This window comes from Altibacter sp. (genome assembly GCF_019913785.1).
GTDB lineage: Bacteria > Bacteroidota > Bacteroidia > Flavobacteriales > Flavobacteriaceae > Altibacter.
The window spans coordinates 1-20,654 of sequence record NZ_JAIOHK010000036.1; the positions used below are offsets into that span (position 1 = coordinate 1).

The 20,654-nt window shown below is 40.1% G+C and carries 20 protein-coding genes; all 20 read left to right on the forward strand.

Features of this window, described 5'->3' with window-relative positions; genetic code table 11:
• Positions 1–1,168 precede the first annotated feature (1,168 nt).
• The 20 genes from K8F54_RS06225 to era all read left to right on the forward strand — a co-directional run bounded on the left by K8F54_RS06225 (position 1,169) and on the right by era (position 20,253).
• Entirely contained in the window at positions 1,169–1,402 is a 234-nt protein-coding gene (locus K8F54_RS06225) for a thioredoxin family protein (protein WP_290788565.1), read from the forward strand.
• Between the two features lie 63 nt (positions 1,403–1,465).
• On the forward strand, positions 1,466–2,188 hold the full coding sequence (locus K8F54_RS06230; protein ID WP_290788568.1) for a hypothetical protein: 723 nt from the start codon (positions 1,466–1,468) through the stop codon (positions 2,186–2,188).
• A 4-nt stretch (positions 2,189–2,192) separates the two neighbouring features.
• Entirely contained in the window at positions 2,193–2,456 is a 264-nt protein-coding gene (locus K8F54_RS06235; protein WP_290788570.1) for a DUF2024 family protein, read from the forward strand.
• Between the two features lie 53 nt (positions 2,457–2,509).
• Entirely contained in the window at positions 2,510–3,130 is a 621-nt protein-coding gene (locus tag K8F54_RS06240; protein WP_290788573.1) for a MarR family winged helix-turn-helix transcriptional regulator, read from the forward strand.
• A gap of 1,332 nt (positions 3,131–4,462) precedes the next feature.
• Positions 4,463–5,011: a hypothetical protein gene (locus tag K8F54_RS06245; protein ID WP_290788574.1), complete on the forward strand. Its 549-nt coding sequence runs from the start codon at positions 4,463–4,465 to the stop codon at positions 5,009–5,011.
• A 369-nt stretch (positions 5,012–5,380) separates the two neighbouring features.
• Positions 5,381–6,637, forward strand: coding sequence for an SIR2 family protein (locus tag K8F54_RS06250; protein WP_290788576.1), 1,257 nt, complete (start codon positions 5,381–5,383; stop codon positions 6,635–6,637).
• Positions 6,630–8,816 (forward strand): DUF87 domain-containing protein, encoded by a 2,187-nt coding sequence (locus K8F54_RS06255; protein WP_290788579.1) that lies wholly within the window; start codon positions 6,630–6,632, stop codon positions 8,814–8,816. The genes K8F54_RS06250 and K8F54_RS06255 overlap by 8 nt, the downstream gene beginning before the upstream one ends.
• A gap of 242 nt (positions 8,817–9,058) precedes the next feature.
• The gene (locus K8F54_RS06260; RefSeq protein ID WP_290788582.1) at positions 9,059–9,631 is read left to right on the forward strand and encodes a hypothetical protein; all 573 of its coding nucleotides are present in this window, start codon (positions 9,059–9,061) and stop codon (positions 9,629–9,631) included.
• 119 nt (positions 9,632–9,750) lie between these two features.
• Positions 9,751–10,260, forward strand: a complete 510-nt coding sequence (locus tag K8F54_RS06265) for a hypothetical protein (protein WP_290788584.1) — start codon at positions 9,751–9,753, stop codon at positions 10,258–10,260.
• A gap of 66 nt (positions 10,261–10,326) precedes the next feature.
• Positions 10,327–10,845, forward strand: coding sequence for a hypothetical protein (locus tag K8F54_RS06270; protein ID WP_290788587.1), 519 nt, complete (start codon positions 10,327–10,329; stop codon positions 10,843–10,845).
• Positions 10,846–10,939: 94 nt separating this feature from the next.
• On the forward strand, positions 10,940–11,338 hold the full coding sequence (locus K8F54_RS06275; protein WP_290788589.1) for a hypothetical protein: 399 nt from the start codon (positions 10,940–10,942) through the stop codon (positions 11,336–11,338).
• Positions 11,339–11,415: 77 nt separating this feature from the next.
• On the forward strand, positions 11,416–12,234 hold the full coding sequence (locus K8F54_RS06280; RefSeq protein WP_290788591.1) for a hypothetical protein: 819 nt from the start codon (positions 11,416–11,418) through the stop codon (positions 12,232–12,234).
• 157 nt (positions 12,235–12,391) lie between these two features.
• The gene (locus tag K8F54_RS06285) at positions 12,392–13,003 is read left to right on the forward strand and encodes a hypothetical protein (RefSeq protein ID WP_290788593.1); all 612 of its coding nucleotides are present in this window, start codon (positions 12,392–12,394) and stop codon (positions 13,001–13,003) included.
• Positions 13,004–13,172: 169 nt separating this feature from the next.
• Positions 13,173–14,087: a glutaminase gene (locus K8F54_RS06290; protein WP_290788595.1), complete on the forward strand. Its 915-nt coding sequence runs from the start codon at positions 13,173–13,175 to the stop codon at positions 14,085–14,087.
• A gap of 172 nt (positions 14,088–14,259) precedes the next feature.
• Complete coding sequence (locus tag K8F54_RS06295; protein WP_290788597.1) at positions 14,260–14,883, forward strand: hypothetical protein; 624 nt, start codon at positions 14,260–14,262, stop codon at positions 14,881–14,883.
• A gap of 74 nt (positions 14,884–14,957) precedes the next feature.
• Positions 14,958–15,410, forward strand: a complete 453-nt coding sequence (locus K8F54_RS06300) for a GNAT family N-acetyltransferase (RefSeq protein WP_290788599.1) — start codon at positions 14,958–14,960, stop codon at positions 15,408–15,410.
• Positions 15,411–15,566: 156 nt separating this feature from the next.
• On the forward strand, positions 15,567–16,862 hold the full coding sequence (locus K8F54_RS06305) for a S28 family serine protease (protein WP_290788601.1): 1,296 nt from the start codon (positions 15,567–15,569) through the stop codon (positions 16,860–16,862).
• Positions 16,863–16,924: 62 nt separating this feature from the next.
• A complete protein-coding gene (locus K8F54_RS06310) occupies positions 16,925–17,386 on the forward strand; it encodes a tRNA (cytidine(34)-2'-O)-methyltransferase (protein WP_290788603.1) in 462 nt (153 codons plus the stop codon).
• A gap of 391 nt (positions 17,387–17,777) precedes the next feature.
• Entirely contained in the window at positions 17,778–19,013 is a 1,236-nt protein-coding gene (locus K8F54_RS06315) for a DEAD/DEAH box helicase (RefSeq protein WP_290788606.1), read from the forward strand.
• 358 nt (positions 19,014–19,371) lie between these two features.
• Positions 19,372–20,253, forward strand: coding sequence for a GTPase Era (gene era, locus K8F54_RS06320; RefSeq protein ID WP_290788609.1), 882 nt, complete (start codon positions 19,372–19,374; stop codon positions 20,251–20,253).
• The last annotated feature ends 401 nt before the right edge of the window (positions 20,254–20,654 follow it).

Sequence of the window (20,654 nt, forward strand, 5' to 3'; positions counted from 1 at the left end):
TTTTTTAATTCAACTTTCTTTTCCAGGGCAAAAAGATTACTTGTTTAGATGCAGTGTCTTAGCAGTCAAGCCGTCCCTACGATTCGACTTCGGGCCCCGCAGTTTGAAACTTTGAGGACAACAAAAATCTGTTTGAGTACCGCCATAGCGGTGCGAGTTATTTTTGTTGCAAAGTGAAAACGTAGCGGGTGAAAAAGAATCGTCAGGACTAGACCTTTCCCGCCCGTACCGGACAGTACGTTCGGGCGGGTTGGTTCTTTTTTTGGCAATGAAAAAAAGAACAGAAAGAAAAACAATTCAATGCTTTAACACAACTTTCTTTTGCTTCCTCCCTCGCACCAGCAGGCTGTAGGGACGGTTTGGAATTCTGCTAACCGGAAGATTGTACTCCTGGAAATGATATGTAAGTGAGCAGTGAGCAGTGAGTGGTGAGTAGTGAGTAGTGAGAAGTGAGAAGTGAGAAGTGAGAAGAAAAGAACCAAGAGTCAAGAACCAAGGCGCTTTCATGTCACTTCGAGTGTTTTTGAATGCGCAGCGCGAAAAAATGTATCGAGAAGTGGTATCCAGGTGCTGCGACGTCACTACGTTTCTTCTGAATGATTAATCATGGTTTTTTTTATTCAACTTTCTTTTCCAGGGCAAAAAGAAATCGAAGATTCACGAACTCCTCTAAAAAAATAGTATCGAGTGAGCTAAAGTTGCAAAGAAAATGCCCTTCCATCCTTTTCTTAGGTATTTTCATCGACTTGGGTCGATAAAACCGTCGCAGTTTTTCTAAATTCTCTACAAGGCTTCGCGAATTCTTAACGAAAAACTGCTGTCTATACTGAAGAAAAGGATCCTACTGACAAACCTTAATCATGGGAACCTGCTGTCATGTCTGCCAGCAGGCAGTGCGATGAAAAGGCACTATCATGTCACTTCGAGTGTTTTTGAGTGCGCAGCGCGAAAAAATGTATCGAGAAGCATTATATGTGAACAGCGAGTAGTAAGCAGTGAGTAGTGAGTAGTGAGTCGTGAGTCGTGAGAAGAGATTCTTCGCTTCACTTCGTTTGCTCTGAATGACAAAGGCGTTTTGCTGTTTTTTTAGTATTCAAAAAAAATATTTGTCTATGTAAGGAATCCTAACTATATTTGCTTGCTAATTGTTTAACTTAAATAAATTACAATGAAGAAATCAGTTTTTTACCACGCCGGATGTCCCGTTTGTATCAGTGCCGAACATGATATCATCGCCTTGGTGGGCGAACAAAATGTAGAAGTCGTTCATATAGGAACCGAGCGTTCCCGTATTGCGGAAGCAGAAAAAGCAGGAGTGAAGTCGGTACCTGCCATGGTAACACCTACCGGAAATGTTTTACATATTAACTACGGAGCCTCCATGGCCGATGTCAAGGGCTAAATTTTAATCTTAATAGTTAGGATTCCTTTTAATATGGGATCCTAACTTCTAAAACCAAAACATATGAAATCAATTATACTAGTACTATCAGCAACCATACTATTCGGGACCACCCGGTCTTGGGCCCAAGAAAGCAATTACAACAACAACGACTTTACCATAAAAGGCGTGCAGGTGACCAACAAGGCAGATTTAGGAATTAGCGTTTGGGAAATAGAAGTGGCCGGTACCGCAGGTAACACCGTCCCCACCAAAGCAGGACAATTGGATGGCGCACCCGTTTTAGGCTATGTTTTTCCAACGAGTTTAAAACCCACAGATGTAGGATTTAATCAAACCGATGGGATTGTAGCTCTCGCCCTCACTTCGCATCCCGATTTTGATGACACCCCACTTTGGGACGAGAACAACGACCAGATATACAACAATGACGGCGTAGTTTGGCATCCGCATTGGGTTGTTTTGACCCAAGACGAGCGTGTTGCGGGCGGACTTTCGGTAAAGCAATTTAAAAAAGCAGACGAAACCGTAGTTTTGCCACCTACAAACCCCGGCATGCCCATGTATATGGATTCCCCGGGCTATCCCGTCACCACCATTAGCAATGCTATCAAGGTAGTGGTTCCCAATTATCGTATGAACAATCAAACCGATTTCAGCTATGACGGTGTCACTGCATTTATGCGCGTAAATACAAGCGATGAAAATCTACCTATGCTGGGCGTTTACCAAGTGTATAGCGTAGCGAGCGGAGATCTATCACTACCTTATACGGTTAAAAAATAAGCCTATGAAAGTAGCAGTTTGGGATACCTATGTGCCGCGAAAGGACGGCCTTACCATGCACTTCGACATCCTGGTGCCCGATACGGTCACCGATGCCGACACCATCTTTGGCTACGGCCGTGACTACTTGCAAAGCAAGGCCTTCGAAACGGGCGCTTTGACAGCCAAAGAATGCGTCTATTGCCATATGGAACAAGCCACCGATGACATCGTGAGCGCGATCCAACAGCAGGGGTATTATATTATTGAAATGGAAAATTGTCGTTGAATTAATAAGGATTGCTAACTTTGCCTGTCGGTCAATCTCCGACAGGCATTTTTATGAATAACAGTATGTTTCATCCCAATCACCCAGAAAAAGATACTTCGGCCAAGATCGTTGCCGGACTGGAGCGTATTTCCGAAGCCTTTAAGGTACTGCTTTGGGACAAGGCCAAGCAATTGGGTCTAAGTCCGATCCAGATCCAGATCCTTATTTTTGTCGCCTACCACAAGGACGCCCTCTGTAATGTGAGTCAGTTGGCAAAGGAATTCAATGTCACCAAGCCCACCATAAGCGATGCCATCAAGGCCCTGGATGCCAAGGGGCTGATCTTAAAAGACTATTCCTCCAGTGACAGTCGGAGTTATACCATTGTCTTATCCACCAGTGGCAAGGCTGTGGTGGCCAATACCGAACATTTTGCCCAACCCCTGCAACAGGCCATACAACAGGTTCCGGAAGGCGATCTCGAAACTGTCTTCGAACTGATGAGCAAATTGATCTATTCCTTGAATCGGGCGGGGATCCTTACCGTACAGCGCACCTGTTTTGGGTGCACCTTTTACGCACCCACCGAGACCACCCATTATTGCAATCTCCTGCAAAAGGAGTTGTTAAAAACCGAGATACGATTGGACTGCCCTGAGTTTGTGGCGGCGGAGGTTGGTAGTGAGCAGTGAGTGGTGAGTAGTGAGAAGTGAGAAGTGAGAAGAAAGGAACCAAGAGTCAAGAGTCAAGACAATGATGAGTTGTAGAGATCGATTTAGGCACTCTGAATGAAAATCCATTTGTCATTGCGAGGAGCCCTGCGACCTGGCAATCTCTTTGAAAAAGATTCTTCGCTTCACTTCGTTCGCTCTGAATGACAGTTGCTGCTTTGTTCTTTTTACCATTGCCGACCCTTCGACAGGCTCAGGGTGACATCGAACCAAGGCACTATCATGTCACTTCGAGTGTTTTTGAGTGTGCAGCACGAAAAAATGTATCGAGAAGCATTATACGTGAGTAGTGAGCGGTGAGCAGTGAACAGTGAGCAGTGAGTAGTGAGTAGTGAGTAGTGAGTTGTGAACCGTGAGGAGTGAAAAGTGAAAAGTTTAACGCTGGAAGCCTGTAGTGAAAGATGAAGGGTAAAGATTAGAGGATGCCTAGTCGGTGCCAAATAAACGAATCAACAAATCAACTGGATGTACTTTGTCATTTATAAAGGTAATTGATCGAGATGCTTCTCCGCCATGGCCGATCGGAATGACCGTTGGAAAGTGGGTAGTGAGTTGGTCAAAAGAAGTTAGTAATAAGTACCTATCACGAATTTAAATCATTCATCACTAATCACTAATTACTAATCCCCAAACCTTATCGTCCTTCGTTCCATCGCCCTTCGAAATCCTATGATCAAGTAAGGATACTCGTACACTAGGGTATGGATACTGGCAGGTTACTGTATGGATACTAGTACGATACTGTATGGATACTAGTACGATACTGTATGGATACTGGTACGATACTGGTACGATACTGTATGGAAACAGTATCAAATCAGTATTTTCTTACTATTTCAGGTTGGTTTTTAGGGATCTCTTGGTATGCACTGGGGCATAGTGGGGTTAGAGTGGGGTTAGAGTGGGGTTAAAGTGGGGTTAAAGTGGGGTGTAAAAAGCAGTAAAAATTGGTAAATAATGGCCTTTTTGGTAAAAAACGGTAAATAATGACCTTTTTGGTCTAAAAACGACTTTTTGTGACCAAAAGCAGTGTCATGAGACCTAAAGCAGACATCGTCTATCGTCCATCGTATATCGTATCTCTTTTTCCTGCTTCATCCAATATTTTTTTTATCTTAGCTTCTCTCCCTGATTAATTTTACTACGATTTTATGGATTCCCGTAAGGAGGAACGAGTATGGCTCGTTTTATTTGTGGGAGTATAGTGGCATGTTGGGTATTCATTTAATGTGGCGAGATACCTTTTTGAGAATTATGTATAAACTAAATTATTCAAATATAAAACCATCAATTATGAAAAGCTTTCTTATTTTATTTCTATTAGCAGCAACTACTTTCGTGTATTCACAAGACATTAGCATTCCAGAACCTGAATTTATTGGAGAAATTGTATATGTAGCTTCTGACAATAATCCGGTTGATTTAGAGATGCAAACCGCATCAATTAGATCGGGGAAATCTGTAGGGCGAATGGTCACGGGTGCTGGTAAAAATAAAGTATTAGTAGTTGTTAAAGGGGCCAAGTCTCCTGTTAGAATTAAAAAAAGTGATACCATATATTTTGTTTACAATAATGGTTCAAATGACATTACCCCTAGAAAGGTTATACAATTGCTAGAATTTGAATCGGAGAAAAAGACGCGGGAATATTTGTTCGCAAACTCGAGTAATCTAACCGGGCAAACAACGCAAGGTGAATTAAACCTTATCAATTATAAGGCAAAAAAGTACGGAGAAACCTCATACTTAATCATTGTAAGTAATCTACCGGTTGGAGAATACGCATTCTTTTTAGGTGATGAAGAATCGCGAGATGCGTATCTATTTGGGGTTGATGAATAGCAATATTCCATAAGAGCGCATAAAATACAATGGTTATGCGGACCACGGGGATATCGTCCATCGTTTTTTTGTACCAGCAATCCAATAATTTAGTATCTTAGCGTCTCTCCCTGATTACTTTTATAACGATTTTTACGGTTTCCCCTATGGAGGAATGGCCTGGGCTTTGTTTATTTGGTGGAAACTGAGAGCAATAGCGGGTTAGTCTATGCGTAATTAGGGATAGCAAGGATGGATTAGATGATATAACACGTTGTAAGCAAGCTGAAAAACCAGCCGCACAAACAGCACATTTGGTTTTTCCCGACACGAAAGCCAACACATAAAAACCAAAAGAGCAGTTTTCTGCCAACACTAAATAAAAGAAATATGATAAATTGGACGAGTCAAAATATACTTAAAATCAACAATGATATTGATTGCTTTGAATCCGATACTGTAGATGAATCCAAAATAGACAGCTTACGCAAACAAATAGAACCTTGGCTCACAGCTATTTTTCAAAGTGAACACTTTTCTCTTTTGACAGGAGCAGGACTACCAATAGGTCTGACATTTTTAGCTGACATAACTGCTCAAGGTATGGGTAGGATTGAGTTTAGTGAATTTAAAGATGAAATAAAAAAATGGTCTGATGAAAGTGCGGTTGCAATGGGCAGAGGAGCTGCAAATATTGAAGATGATTTTAGAAGTGCAATTGAACTGCTCCAAGGATTAAAAATACAAGGTAGTGCTTCTAGCGTTGCACTTGAAAAAGATATCAATAAAAAACTAGAAGATTTCATTAGGAATATTATCAAGACTGAAAAAGATTTTTTCCACAGTGCTAAATTTAATGGGGCATTGAGAATTTTAAAATCATTTTTAATAAGTTTTTCTAGCCGTACAGCAACTAGAGAAAGAACAAATATTTTCACTACCAATTATGATAGATTTATAGAGTTAGGATTAGATAGTGCAGGTATTTTGAGCATTGATAGATTTGTTGGTAAAATTAAACCTGTTTTCAGAACCACAAAACTTGAACTTGATTATCATTATAATCCTCCTGGTATTAGAGGAGAACCTAGGTATGTTGAAGGAGTTGTGAGATATTCTAAACTACACGGTTCTGTGGATTGGAAATTTGAAGAAAACGCAATTGTTAAACTACCATTACAGTTTGGCATAGATGAAAAAACTCCACTGATACCTGATGAACCTAAAGATTTTTCGGTAATATATCCAAATTCATCAAAAGGTATTGACACTGCATATTTTCCTTATTCAGAACTGTTTAGAGATTTTTCGTCTGCAATATGTAGACCTAATTCAGTTGTCGTGACCTATGGATATGGCTTCGGTGATACACATATTAATAGAGTAATTGAAGATATGTTAACATTACCATCAACTCATTTGGTAATTATTTCATTTGATAACGCTTCAGGCCGTATTCAAAATTTTTATGAAAAATTAAATCCGGCTCAAATAACTCTAATTATTGGTAATCATTTGGGCAGTTTACAAACATTGGTTGAAAATTATTTACCAAAAGCAGCAATAGATAGAATTCAAGAAAGATTAGCAAGAACCTTAGAAAAACGAAATATCCCTAACCAAACAAATTCTGAGGCTGATGAATAATCTATATGATTTTGATGAAATAAGAAATCTGACAATTGGAACAGTTGAGTCTGTTTCTCCAACGGAAATAAAAGTAATGTTGGAGACGAATGCTCCACAAAATGTTGCTATCAACACTGGAGTTCCGACTCATTTTCCAAAAATCAATGGTTATGTCCTAATTCCAAATGAACAGGGAGCTTTGGTTGCTGTAATACATTGGATTGGTATTCAACATTCAAATTATCCTAAACGAAAAGGGTTTAAGGACTTTGACTTGATCGATTTACCATTTCCATTACGCAAAATGTCACTAACACCTCTTGGAGTTTTAAGAAAGAAAAAAGACAACAATTTTGAAATTGAGAGAGGTGTTTACAGTTTCCCATCAGTTGGCGATAATGTTATACTTCCAACTGATAGGCAATTAACTGCAATCGTAGAAAACCCAGATGGTAAATTCGAAATTGGTAGAGCTCCTATAGCGAGTAATTCTCCGATAAAGGTAAATCCTGATAAGCTATTTGGTAGGCATTTAGCTGTTTTAGGCAATACTGGAAGCGGTAAATCTTGTTCTGTTGCAGGAATGATAAGATGGTCCTTACAAGAGGCCGAAAAAAACAAAACGAAAGAACAACTAAATGCTCGATTTATAATACTTGACCCAAATGGTGAGTATTTTGATGCTTTTAATGATTTAGGGGACAAAAAAGTAAGGAAGCTAACTGTAAAACTTGATGAAACAGATTCAGATTTTGAGCAACTAAAAATTCCAGCTTGGATGTGGAATTCTCAAGAATGGATTAACTTTTCTCAAGCAGCTCCAGGTGCTCAGAGACCTTTACTTCTTCAATCTTTATTGGATTTAAAAAAAGGTAGTCAACTTTCAAGCTCAAATCTTGTAAGGCTTCAGAGTTTCCTAAAATCATCAAAAAACACTTTAACCACTTTCCTAACAAGTTTACCTACGACCACTTCTTACGGTCCTTTTATGGGTATGATAGGAATTTTAGAAAACATATCTAGCGATTTAGATTTTCATACTGACTTAATTCCAGCTGAACAAGTCCAATTATCAACGGATTACACAACTGCAAATCAAACATTCAAAGCAATACTTCAAAGTCGTGTATGGGAAAGTAATGGTAGAAGTGGTTATAATTCCTTTTCCCATCAGGATATCAGTAATATGATTTCCCAAATGGATAATGTATTGGCAAATGTAGAAAATACGCAAGTCGAAAAAGGAGATGTAAACCCAGACACACCACTTCACTTCGAATTAGATGATTTAATTCCATATTTGGAACAACTTGCACAAAATCAGGGAGGAAATATTCTTCAATTTGTTCAAATGTTGTCATTGCGAATGCGATTCCTTTTTGCAGATGAGAGACTTAATGGTGTTGTTCAGCCTAAAGAAGATATTTCATTGGTAGATTGGCTAAATTTATATATCGGTTCTAATAATGCTGAGAATGGTCAGATTACTTTAATTGATTTATCTCTTATCCCATCAGATATAATTCACATTGTAGTCGCGGTACTTTCACGTTTAACGTTTGAAGCAATTCAAAGATTTAGAAAAGTATATAAGAAAGAACTGCCAACAACAATTGTTTTGGAAGAGGCTCATACTTTTCTTCGTGAGTTTAGCTTCAATAATTCAAACATTTGTTTAGAAACCTTTGAACGTATTGCACGAGAAGGTAGGAAATTTGGATTGAGTATGGTTCTTTCTTCTCAAAGACCTTCCGAACTTTCTCAAACTGTTCTCTCTCAATGTAACACGTTTCTATTGCACAGAATTGTGAATGATAAAGACCAAGATTTAGTTAAAAGATTAGTTCCCGACAGTTTAAGCGGACTACTAAAAGAACTTCCAATTTTACCTTCTCGAAAGGCTATTTTAGTAGGTTGGGCATTTCCTATTCCTGTCCTTGTAGAAATGAGATTTCTCGAAAAAGAGCATCAACCTCGTTCAAATGACCCAGATTTTTGGAAAGTTTGGATAGGTGAATTAGAAAGGGAGGTTGACTGGGATAAAATTGCAGACGATTGGCAAGGGAAAAACAGAAAAGAAATTATCGAATCGGAGCAAGAGAAACAAGATATTGAAGTTGAAGAGGAGGAACAAACCAATTTAGAACCTGAAGACAATAATGAAAAAGATAACTCTGATGTTGATTTGCCATTCTAAGCCATACACATTTGCAATTCGCACCAGCCAATGCTCAGGCCAAAAATCGCAAAAGAGTATGTCTTGCCAACGCTGAAAACTAAGCTGAATAAGAAAAGCCAGCTTACAACAATGTATAAAAATAATAGCGGTTTAGTCGCTAAAACTAAAGTAAGTAAATATATAAAAAGGTCTATGTTTAACTGAAAAGTTAGTGCGTAAAAATCCGCTACTATTCTTATACTAGACCGTTGTAAACAATTTTGAGAAAAATCCTGACAGCCATATTAATTCTGAATTTAACAGTCGCTTTTTCGCAAACCGAAAAAGATTTGACTGAAATAATTGAATTGGTCATTACGGAATATCAAGCTGATACAATAAGTGTTTATAATAAATTTATTAATGACGAATTGTTATCGGCATTGGTTTTAATAAAAAATCAAAAAGATTCAAATATTCATGAAAAATACGTGACTAAGTTAGACTCAAATGGAAATGACCTTAATTGGGAAATAAAAACGGCTGAAATGTATGACGATACAGTAACCGTAAATATTGAAAAGATGAAGGTGAAATTTTTCCCTGCAATTGAGATAGGGGACAAAAAAGACAATAAGCGAATTAGACGTTACACTAAAATTGACTTAATAAAACATAAGAAAAAACCTTTTGCCTATATTTCTTTTCCCTTGATTTCAATCGATGGAAGTAAAGCTGTTATTTATAGCGGATATGTATGTGGTGGACTTTGTGGAAGTGGCGGTATTTTTTATTTTGAAAAAGTTGATGGAGAATGGAAAATCATAGGATTTGAACGAAAATGGGTCGTGTAAAAAACTGTTTACAACATTGTATAACAGTTTATGGCTACAATCGTTTAATTGGAATACTTAGAAAACATAAATACTATATCTTTAACTAACAAACCTAAGACACGACCTCTGTGTACACTATGAGAGTAGCTTTATCGATATTATTCATCATTTTCGGTTTTACTAACGGAATATCTCAAACCGGTATAATTAGAGGAAAAGTTATTGCTGAAGTAAAAGCTGATTTTGATTTCATTAAGGAAAACATACAGGTTCTAATTTGCACGGGTTGTGAAGAATTTAGCACCCATCTTGATGAGAATTTAAACTTTGAGTTTCACAATGTAAGAACCGGTGCTTTCGAAATTTGGATAGAACCACATTCTACCTATACCTACGATTTTAAATCAGGGAATTTAAAGAAAGATGAAATTTTTGAAATTGAAATACCTGTCGCATTTTCTTGTGTTTATGATCAATCTGAAAATGATAAAACTTGTCCTATTTGCCGTAAACAAAATAGAGTTATTCCAATTAGATATGGTTTGGTAATCGGTAATGGAGCAGGTAGAAAGTACAGAGTGGCTGGGTGTATTAGAACGGATTGTGATCCCAATTGGTATTGTAAACGTGATAAAATCGAATTCTGAAATAAAGGAATAGGCTTGTTTTATTGCTACATAGTGAGCAAACTGGCACCAAATATTTTAACCTACATGAACCATATCCTAACCTATACCAAACCCGTTTCTCCACTTAAACTGATTTTTGGGGCGGTCATTATTCTGGGTGCTTTTTATATCATTGTTTTTAATAGTCTGTTATTCGGACTTTTTATGATAGGCTTTGCCGTTTACTTGACGTCGACCACCGGCTCCCAATTTAATATGGACAATAATATGTACCGGAACATCTGGTCTCTATTTGGGCTCCATTTTGGCAGCTGGCAGGCAAGTCCGAAATTCGAATATATCTCGGTCTTTAAGGGAAGGCAACGTCAGCGCGTCAATTCATTAGGGGCTTCTACCAGCTTTTCGGATGAGGTATACCTTGTCAATCTATTTTACCAACGCAATAAGCATTTGACCTTTTATCGTACGTTTGACAAGGCAGATGCGTTTAAGGTGGCCAAACATTTCCACCTGGTCTTGTATTTGGATATATTGGATGCCACCGAGCGGGAGCAAACATGGATTCGGAAGGAAGATGTATGGGAAGCACCTAAGAAAAATTAAATCAAGCATTGACTATGGTCACCATGGCGAAACGCAAAAGTCCATATCACTAATTAAAAAACGGTATTTTAGACCGCTGTAACACATTACATTTATGAAAAAAGTTGTTTTTAAAAATGATATGTTCTATTCCATTTTGATCATATTTTTAAGTATTCTAATTGTATGGAATATTTATGCCTTGACAACGGGTCGTTTTATTGCAGTTATTTCTATTTTAATACAATCGATATTGTTGATTTTAGTGATAACAAGACATGAAAAGACTAAAATTGGAATTACTGTATGGACCGTTTGGATAATGATTGGTGCATCATTTGGGCTGCTGGGAAAATTTATGAAATTATTTCTTGGGGATGAGATGGGTCCGCTATTGGAGGGTATACTCGAAAATATCATTTTGTTGTTAATCGCTTATGTTTTCTATTCATATAATAAAAGTTCGGTGCGAATTGAATTCGTTGAAAAGGATAAGGATAACAAAGCGATGTAAGAGGGTAGCTCAACATGCAGTAGTTTATGTCCATGGTCTCGCGAATTGAGTATTAACAAAAGCTTAAAAACAATCATATGAAGTATACCTTATCCTTGCTTTTCTTATTTAGTATTCAGATTGGATTTTCACAAGAATACGATACCGTGTTTATAGAAAAAGAAAATATCGATTCAAATAATGAAACCTATAAAATTGGGAACGTTTACCTATTTAATTATGAAATCATAGAGCGTGGACAAAAATTTAAATTGCTTAATAATAAAGGGATAGGTATTAATAGAGTGTTTGAACTTGTTCCATATATGGCTGACACCGTAAAAATTGATCAAATTCATTTAATTGTAAGTCCTGTGGAAGCCGCAGATAGAACCAATGAGAATCAAACTCAGATCTCGTACTTTGAAGCACCATTTTTTAATTCATTTTCTTCCACCGGCGTTGTTGATAATGACCAAAATGTATGGATACATCCCATTAGGAACGGATTTTTTAATGCATTGGAGACCTGTCCATTCCCTTTTGTAAAACTACCCCTAAAAGTTGGCGCTACTTGGAATGATGCAATGATCATTGGAGAAGGTTGGGGCGATGAAAAATGGGGGACATGGGAGGGAAAGCTTTTATTGAATTACGATTATACCATCACTGAAAAAGTGACGCTTGAAACTGACATTGGACCTGTTGTATGTTATGTTGTTGAAAGCACCGCAGAATCAACTATAGGCCTAACAAAATTAAAAAGCTATTTCTCGAAAGAATATGGATTTGTGCGATTGGAATACGACTTAATAAATGATTTAAAGGTGAATTTATGGATCGTTGATTTTAAGACAGGCATGGAATTTAATGATACAAGAACATTTTTCAGAACCAAAGAATATATCAAACAATAGCAAACAAGGTTTGCCGGTTTTTACTAGCAAGTGTCCGATTTGAATATTTACAAATCACAAAAAACTATATCTTTAATTCTCAAACGTTTCGTGCTTTACGGCAGGCAGACCTACCTCCGGAAGGCAAGTGCAAATCCCTGCTAAGCAAACCACCACCATGTTACAAGAAAAATTCCTAGAGTTAATTGGAAAATATTCAGACAACCCGGCCTACAACATGGAGTGTTGGGGTGAACTCGAAACTGCGTATGCCTCCAAGGCGCGTCACTACCATAATCTGGAGCATCTTAAGCAACTATTTTCCGAATTAGATCAAGTGAATGCTCAGGTGAGCGAGCTAGACACGCTATTATTTGCCATTTTTTATCACGATATCGTTTATAAGCCCACCAAAAGCAATAACGAACAACAAAGTGCACTGCTTTTTAAAAAAAGAATATCCCAAACCAGCTTCCCTCGTTTGGAGCACTGTGTCCAACAAATTGAAGCCACCAAAGACCACAAGCCATCCACAGATCACGACACCAATATACTTTTGGACCTAGATCTTTCGGTTTTGGGAAAAGGCCCGGAAGCCTACCAAAAATACCGCGAAAGCATACGAAAGGAATATGGCGTCTATCCCGATTTTGTGTATCGCAAGGGGAGAAAACAAGTCCTGGAAGCTTTATTGGGGCAGGAATCCATCTATAAAACCGACTTTTTTAAAGCCGCCTACGAACAACAGGCAAGAGCGAATATACGGCTTGAATTGGACCAATTGGGTTAGTTTTGTTGTTCGAAACCCGGACTTTATCACCGTATATGGTGAACCCTATTTTTTGATGGCGCCATGAACACAAAAAACAATATCTTTATCTAACCAATAGGTATAATATGGCTTTGCATTTGCCTTGCCATATATGTATAAGCCTAATCAACCTGTAAAAACACCCGGTGTGAATTATCAAGACATCATTCAAGAAGTCTACCAAAAAGTGAATTCCATGGAGGATCCGGGGCAGCCGGCCTCCTATATTCCCGAATTGGAGACCGTGGATGCAGACAATTTTGGGGTCTATCTTACCACCCTCGATCAGGGGGCGTTTGGGGTTGGAAATTGTTATGAGGCGTTCTCGATCCAGAGTATCGCCAAAGTGCTGTCGTTGAGCTTGGCCTATGGGATCCTTGGGGAGCACATTTGGAACCGAGTGGGGGTAGAGCCTTCCGGGACGGCATTTAATTCGCTTATACAGTTGGATGCAGATAACGGGATTCCCAGAAATCCGTTTATAAATTCGGGGGCTATTGTGATTTCAGATATACTGCTAAGCAATTTAGAAAACCCCAAAGAAGATTTTTTAGCCTTTGTACGTAGTATTTCTAAGAATCCCGCCATCAACTATTCGCCAACAATCGCGGCCTCAGAAAAGGCGGTGGGCTTTCGGAATGTGGCCCTGTGTAATTTTATCAAATCGCTGGGCAATATCAACAACGATCCGGCCGAGGTACTGGATTTCTATTTTGACCTGTGCTCCCTAGAGATGAATTGTAAGGAACTCTCGGAACTGTTTTTGTTCTTGGCGAATAACGGGGTCAATGTCTTTGATAAGAGCGCGATCGTTACCAAAAGTCAGTCGAAACGTATCAATGCCCTTATGCAAACCTGTGGGTTTTATGATGAATCCGGCGAGTTTGCGTTTAAGGTGGGGCTTCCGGGCAAGAGTGGTGTGGGCGGCGGTATTATTGCCGTACATCCCAATCAGTATGCCATTGCGGTATGGAGCCCCAAGCTGAATACCAAGGGGAATTCGTATAAGGGGATGCGTTTTCTAGAAGAGTTTACGACGAAATCGCAATTGTCTATATTTTAAATGGCGGGCTGTGCCTTACTTCGGTCTTTATTCTATACACGCATGGCACCACAATAATCAGGGATTTTTTTCTTTTTACCAACAAGGGTTTACTCAACGAAATAGGAGGTTGCCTCATTCTTGTTTTGTTGGCATCTATTTTGAGGTTAGTTTCGAAGTAAATTAGTTTATCATGAAAAAAGCACTACTTCCTTTTATCGGTTTAATTCTTTGTCTCAATATCTATGGCCAGGAATGTGCCGATGTAAAATTTAAAATCCGCGGCTATTTTTATGCGGGCTCTAGTGTGGTGGATACGGTTTCGCCCGGGGGATTCTATGAGGCTAATAACAGCCCCAAACCCATAGATCAAACCATACAGAGGCTGAGTCCTACTGCCGACTTTAACATCATCGCGAAAGTTGATTCTACGGCCTCGCTTTCCACCAAAATTAGATTCTTTAAGGTTTTTATCGTTAATAAAACTGATTCGGTTGTGGCTTTACCCGCACAGGATAGTCGGATTTATTTGAAACGTCAGGTGTTTTACAAAGGAGAATGGCAGGATGTGGAATACTTACCCAGTAGTTGGTGCGGGAATAGTTATCATACAGTAAGCATACGGCCTAATGAATTTTGGGAATTTGATGCGCCCTGCCTCAGCGGAAAGATAGAAGCCAAGTTTCGATTTGAGCTATATGTGAGTAAGGACGTATCTCTCTATTCAAATGAATTTTTGGGTAGTTTCAATAAACGGCAACTCACCAAAGAGCAGGGACATACTCCTTCCGGACTTATGGATTCATATAACAATTAGTATCTTCGGCTTTTAAAATGAAAACGGCTGCGCTTCACTTTTGAATTGATATTCGTCGCTACTGGCCAAGCCCTATGATACAAAAGTTAGATCCAACCACTACTGCCATGGCCCAAAAGATTTGGGAAGTTTTTCAAGTCTCCTACGCGGTAGAAGCCCAATTGCTCAATGCCACTAATTTCCCACCCCTACAAAGAACGGTGGAGGATTTTATAGGGAGTGATACCGCTTTCTACGGTTTTATGCAGGACCAGCAACTTGCTGCTGTGGTGGAAATAGCCACCAACCCCACCATGACGCATATCCAAAGCTTGGTGGTAGCTCCTGCCTTTTTTAGACAGGGGATGGCAGGGAAGTTACTCGACTTCGTCTTTAGTAGCTACCATACACCTGTCTTTATAGTGGAAACCGGCCTCGCCAACGAACCCGCCAAACAACTCTATCTGAAATATGGTTTCGAAGAGGTAGCTGTATGGGATACCGCTCATGGGATACGGAAGATAAGATTCGAGCGACGCCGTGGGTAATAGCCTCTACATCACAGTACCTAAAAAACCAAAGTGCTTCCCCTAACTACGTCCTTTCCTAGAGGTATTTTTTTAAGAATACGCCTTGTTGCAGCCGTCAATTTTATATATTTAGCGAACAACTAAAAAAGAATACGTATTTCAACCCACAACATCATGAAAAGGAATATACTAGTAACATTTGCCATCTGTTTTTTATTTCAAGTCGTACAGGGACAAACCGGCAGGATCGACACCTTATTATTCGAATTGCCCGATGTTGTTTTTACGAAAATTGAAACGGCAACGGATTACGAAGCCACCTATGAGCTGCGCATCAAACAGCCGCTGGATCATTCGGATGTAAAAAAGGGGCATTTTTATCAGCGGGTATTTTTGTCGCATAAGGGTTTTGATCAACCCACCATTATGGTTACCGAAGGTTATGATCGATCTAGTAATAGGGTGAACGAATTGACAACGCTGCTAGAGGGAAATCAGTTGCTAATTGAACATCGGTATTTTGGCAAAAGCATGCCGGACAGTTTGGATTATACCTATCTAACCCTGAAGCAGGTAACAGCAGATCTACACCGTATTAATAGTTTGTTTAAAGATATCTATAAGGGAAAGTGGGTGTCTACCGGTGTGAGTAAGGGCGGCGCAACGACCCTCTTTTACCGGTATTTTTATCCGGAAGATGTTGACGTGAGTGTAAATTATGTGGGGCCTATAAACAATGCGTTCGAAGATCAGCGTATTTATAAATTTTTAGATACCGTAGGCACCAAGGCGTGTAGAGACAAAATAGATAGATTTCAACGGTATATGCTGACAAATAAAAAGGCCATGCTCCCCTTGTTAGAAGCCTATAGTTTGGGAGCTAATTTGAAATTCACCTATCACAATATCGAAAAGGCGTTCGAATTTGCCGTAATGGAATACCCGTTTTCATTCTGGCAATATGGATACAACTGTGAAGAAATTCCGGAAAACCCCACTTCGTATTTGGCGGCCATGAAGTATTTTACCTCTGTTTCCGATATATCCTTCTTTAGCGATAAATTGGTAGACGGTTATGGATCTCATTATTATCAGTCTGCCACCGAATTTGGCTATTACGGTTATGAAACAGCCGAGTTTAAAGGCTTGCTTACCGAATTGTCCGACAGCAAAAACCCGCATGCTACCTTTATGCCCGGCAAGATAACGGCACCCTTTGACGGTTCGCTCCTGAAAGGAATAAACACCTGGCTTCCGAAGCAGGGGAATAAGATCATACATATTTACGGTACGCTTGACACCTGGTCGGCCACCGCAGTTCCTCCTTCTAAAGAGGTGGATGCCCTTTGGTTTTTTATGAATGGAAAGCACCATGGAAATGCGCGTATCAGCAATATGACCGAAGCCGAGAGGAATAAACTGGTTGCTGCTCTAGAACGGTGGCTCTCGTTGAAAATAAGTACGAATTAGTAGGAATACTATTCGAAACAATCCCACCGCAGTAATCTTTAGCATTGCCGAAAAACACATCCATGCCGCTACACATTGTCTTATTAGAACCCGAAATCCCCAACAATACCGGGAATATTGGGCGATTGAGCCTGGCCACCGGTGCTACGCTCCACTTGATAAAGCCCTTTGGATTTGAATTGGACGACAAGCGTGTAAAACGTGCCGGACTGGATTATTGGAAGTATGTGGACCTCGTTATTTACGATAGTGCCGACGCTTTTTTTGAAGTGCATGCCGATAAGCCCATGGCCTTTCTTTCCAGTCATGGCAGTACATCCTATTGGGACATTCCCTATACCGACGACCTGTTTCTAATTTTTGGAAAGGAGTCGGTTGGACTGCCCAAGGCGCTTTTAGAAACCCATCGGGAGCAGCTGTATAAAATTCCGATTCACAGTACGCATATTCGCTCCATCAATTTGGCGAATGCGGTAAGTGTGGTGGTCTATGAGGGGTTGCGGCAACTTGGGAGTGAGAAGTGAGAAGTGAAAAGTGAAAAGTGAACAGTGAGTCAAGAACCAAGAACCAAGAACCAAGAGGAGGTACAATAATGTCACTTCGAGTGTTTTTGAGTGCGCAGCGCGAAAAAATGTATCGAGAAGCATTATATGTGAGAAGTGAGAAGTGAGAAGTGAAAAGTGAGAAGTGAAAAGTGAACAGTGAAAAGTGAATAGTGGGAAGTTTGATAATTGATTTGTTATTTTCTACATACCCTTCATTAATCATTAATCACTAATCATTCATCATTAATCACACATCACCCATCACTAATCATTAATCACTAATCACTAATCACCCATCACCCATCACCCATCCCGCATCGTGCGTCGTCTATTTTACGTTATCTTTGCCACAGCATTCTAAACACCGCCTATGCATTTTACCGAGCTTGCCCTGAACAAACCCATATTAAAGTCGCTTTACGAAAAGGGCTACGAAACACCTACGGAGGTTCAGGAAATGACCATCCCATTGGTTTTGGCGGGGAAGGATGTGATCGCCTCGGCCCAGACAGGGACGGGGAAGACGGCGGCCTTTGCGTTGCCTATTTTACAGCGTTTGTTTCATCAGCAAGATGCCAACAAACATGCCAAGAAGGTACGCGCCTTGATTGTGAGTCCGACACGGGAATTGGCGGTGCAGATAGGGGAGGAGTTCACCAGCTTCGGAAAATATACCAACCTACGAAGTACGGTGGTATTTGGTGGTACTTCTATCGAACCTCAAAAGGATATTCTAAAGAAGGGCGTTGATATTCTAATTGCCACGCCGGGCCGATTGCTGGATCTTCGGAAGCAGGAGATCGTCGATTTGGGACAGGTGGAGATCTTGGTCTTGGACGAAGCCGATCTGATGTTGGACATGGGCTTTATCGACGATGTCTTAAAAATTGAACGACTCTGCCCGGACGACAAACAGATCTTGTTGTTTTCGGCTACCATGCCTGCCAAGGTGGTACAATTGGCAAAGACCATATTAAAAGATGCAGAACGGGTGGCGGTAACGCCTTCGATTTCGGCGGCAGTTTCGGTGCGACAGCTATTGTATTATGTGCCAAAGCCGAAGAAGATCGAACTGTGTCTGCATTTGCTTCGGAATAGCATTAAAGGAAACATCTTAATTTTCCGAAGAACAAAGAACGGGGTAGACAAATTGGAACAAACCCTGCTGAAGAACAATTACAAAGTAGCGAGCTTGCACGGGGATAAGGCGCAGAGCGCGCGACAAGTTGCCTTGAATAGCTTCAAGAATGGGGAGGTGAATATCCTAATTGCTACCGATGTGGCTTCTCGCGGTATTGATATCGATGGGTTGGATGCTGTGATCAACTTCGATCTGCCCAATATTTCCGAAACCTATGTACATCGTATTGGTCGTACCGGGCGAGCCGGTTTGGAGGGTATTGCGTATTCATTTTGTTCGGCCGATGAGAAGGATTATGTTAAAGATATTCAGAAATTAATACAGGGAGCCATTCCTGTGGAAGAAGATCATCCGTACCCGCTTTCACCCAAAGCCAAAGCTCCGGTGCATAAAAAGAAGGGCAGTAAGCACAAAAAAGGTCGGAAATCGGCTGCTTCCAAGAAAAACAAGAAACGTTGGTATTGAGAAGTGAAAAGTGAAAAGTGAAAAGTGAAAAGTGTTTCATCGCTTCACTGCGTTCGCTCTGAATGGTGAAGGGTGAACCGTGAACGGTGAGTAGAAAAGAGATGCAAGAGCCAAGATGTGAAAAGTGAGTGGGTGTGCTTGTGAAAAAGTAGGTAAGCTGCAAATATCACCTATTATTAATTATTCTTCACCAATAACCAATAACCAATAACCAATAACCAATAACCAATAACCAATAACCAATAACTAATCACTAATAACCAATAACTAATCACTAATCACTAATCATTCATCACTAATCCCCAAACCCCAATCCTCAAACCCCCAATTTTACCCTATCTTTGCCAAAAACAAATTTATGGGTCATAAAGCCGGCTTTGTCAATATTATTGGGAATCCCAACGTGGGGAAGAGCACCCTTATGAATGCCTTTGTGGGGGAGCGACTTTCAATAATCACATCGAAGGCGCAAACCACGCGTCACCGTATTCTAGGGATAGTGAATGGAGCAGACTTTCAGGTGATTTTAAGCGATACTCCGGGAATTATCAAGCCCGCCTATGAGTTGCAGACGAGTATGATGAGCTTTGTGAAATCGGCCTTCGAAGATGCCGATGTCCTCCTGTATCTCGTGGAACTGGGGGAAAAGGAGCTAAAAGATGAGGCTTTCTTCCATAAGATCACCGGGGCCAAGATCCCTGTCTTGCTCCTTATCAATAAAATTGATATGGGCGACGAAGCACGTCTGGCCGAAGCGCTAAAACTCTGGCAGGAAAAAGTACCCAATGCCGAAATCTTTGCTATTTCGGCACTGAAGAATTTTGGGGTGGCCGAAGTCTTTAATCGGATCATCGAACTACTACCCGAATCCCCTGCCTTCTATCCGAAAGATCAGTTAACCGATAAACCCGAACGTTTCTTTGTTAACGAAACCATCCGTGAAAAGATCTTGATCCACTATAAGAAGGAGATCCCCTATTCCGTAGAAATAGATACCGAAGAGTTTTTTGAAGAGGAAAATATCATTCGCATGCGATCTGTCATCATGGTAGAACGCGAAACACAAAAGGGGATTATCATTGGACATAAAGGTGCTGCCTTGAAACGGGTAGGTACCGAGGCTCGTAAAGACCTGGAAAAGTTCTTCGGAAAGCAGGTGCACTTAGAATTGTACGTAAAAGTAAATAAGAACTGGCGCAGCGATGCCAGACAGTTACGGCGATTTGGGTATAATAGTTAGTGAGCAGTGAATCGTGAAGCGTGAGTTGTGAGAAGGAAAAGAGCCGAGAGTCAAGAACCAAGAACAAAGACGAGATTCTTCGGTCGCTTTGCTCCCTCTGAATTACACGTCTTGAATTATTTTTTAATTCAACTTTCTTTTCCAGGGCAAAAAGAAAGTTGCAAAGAAAATGCCCCTTTATCCTTTTACTCACACGCTAATATTTTATTGAGTTCGTGAATCTTCGATTTCTTAGGTATTTTCATCGACTTGGGTCGATAAAACCGCCGCAGTTTTTCTAAATTCACTACAAGGCTTCGCGAATTTTTAACGAAAAACTGCCGTCTATACTGAAGAAAAGGATCCTACAGACAAACCTATGTCGTGAAAACCTGCTGTCATGTCTGCCAGCAGGCAGCAGA

Excerpts from the sequence above, each read along its gene's own strand:
- K8F54_RS06225 (WP_290788565.1), top strand. The coding sequence starts at position 1,169 with ATGAAGAAATCAGTTTTTTACCACGCCGGATGTCCCGTTTGTATCAGT.
- K8F54_RS06230 (WP_290788568.1), top strand. The coding sequence starts at position 1,466 with ATGAAATCAATTATACTAGTACTATCAGCAACCATACTATTCGGGACC.
- K8F54_RS06235 (WP_290788570.1), top strand. The coding sequence starts at position 2,193 with ATGAAAGTAGCAGTTTGGGATACCTATGTGCCGCGAAAGGACGGCCTT.
- K8F54_RS06240 (WP_290788573.1), top strand. The coding sequence starts at position 2,510 with ATGAATAACAGTATGTTTCATCCCAATCACCCAGAAAAAGATACTTCG.
- K8F54_RS06245 (WP_290788574.1), top strand. The coding sequence starts at position 4,463 with ATGAAAAGCTTTCTTATTTTATTTCTATTAGCAGCAACTACTTTCGTG.
- K8F54_RS06250 (WP_290788576.1), top strand. The coding sequence starts at position 5,381 with ATGATAAATTGGACGAGTCAAAATATACTTAAAATCAACAATGATATT.
- K8F54_RS06255 (WP_290788579.1), top strand. The coding sequence starts at position 6,630 with ATGAATAATCTATATGATTTTGATGAAATAAGAAATCTGACAATTGGA.
- K8F54_RS06265 (WP_290788584.1), top strand. The coding sequence starts at position 9,751 with ATGAGAGTAGCTTTATCGATATTATTCATCATTTTCGGTTTTACTAAC.
- K8F54_RS06270 (WP_290788587.1), top strand. The coding sequence starts at position 10,327 with ATGAACCATATCCTAACCTATACCAAACCCGTTTCTCCACTTAAACTG.
- K8F54_RS06275 (WP_290788589.1), top strand. The coding sequence starts at position 10,940 with ATGAAAAAAGTTGTTTTTAAAAATGATATGTTCTATTCCATTTTGATC.
- K8F54_RS06280 (WP_290788591.1), top strand. The coding sequence starts at position 11,416 with ATGAAGTATACCTTATCCTTGCTTTTCTTATTTAGTATTCAGATTGGA.
- K8F54_RS06285 (WP_290788593.1), top strand. The coding sequence starts at position 12,392 with ATGTTACAAGAAAAATTCCTAGAGTTAATTGGAAAATATTCAGACAAC.
- K8F54_RS06295 (WP_290788597.1), top strand. The coding sequence starts at position 14,260 with ATGAAAAAAGCACTACTTCCTTTTATCGGTTTAATTCTTTGTCTCAAT.
- K8F54_RS06300 (WP_290788599.1), top strand. The coding sequence starts at position 14,958 with ATGATACAAAAGTTAGATCCAACCACTACTGCCATGGCCCAAAAGATT.
- K8F54_RS06305 (WP_290788601.1), top strand. The coding sequence starts at position 15,567 with ATGAAAAGGAATATACTAGTAACATTTGCCATCTGTTTTTTATTTCAA.
- K8F54_RS06310 (WP_290788603.1), top strand. The coding sequence starts at position 16,925 with ATGCCGCTACACATTGTCTTATTAGAACCCGAAATCCCCAACAATACC.
- K8F54_RS06315 (WP_290788606.1), top strand. The coding sequence starts at position 17,778 with ATGCATTTTACCGAGCTTGCCCTGAACAAACCCATATTAAAGTCGCTT.
- era (WP_290788609.1), top strand. The coding sequence starts at position 19,372 with ATGGGTCATAAAGCCGGCTTTGTCAATATTATTGGGAATCCCAACGTG.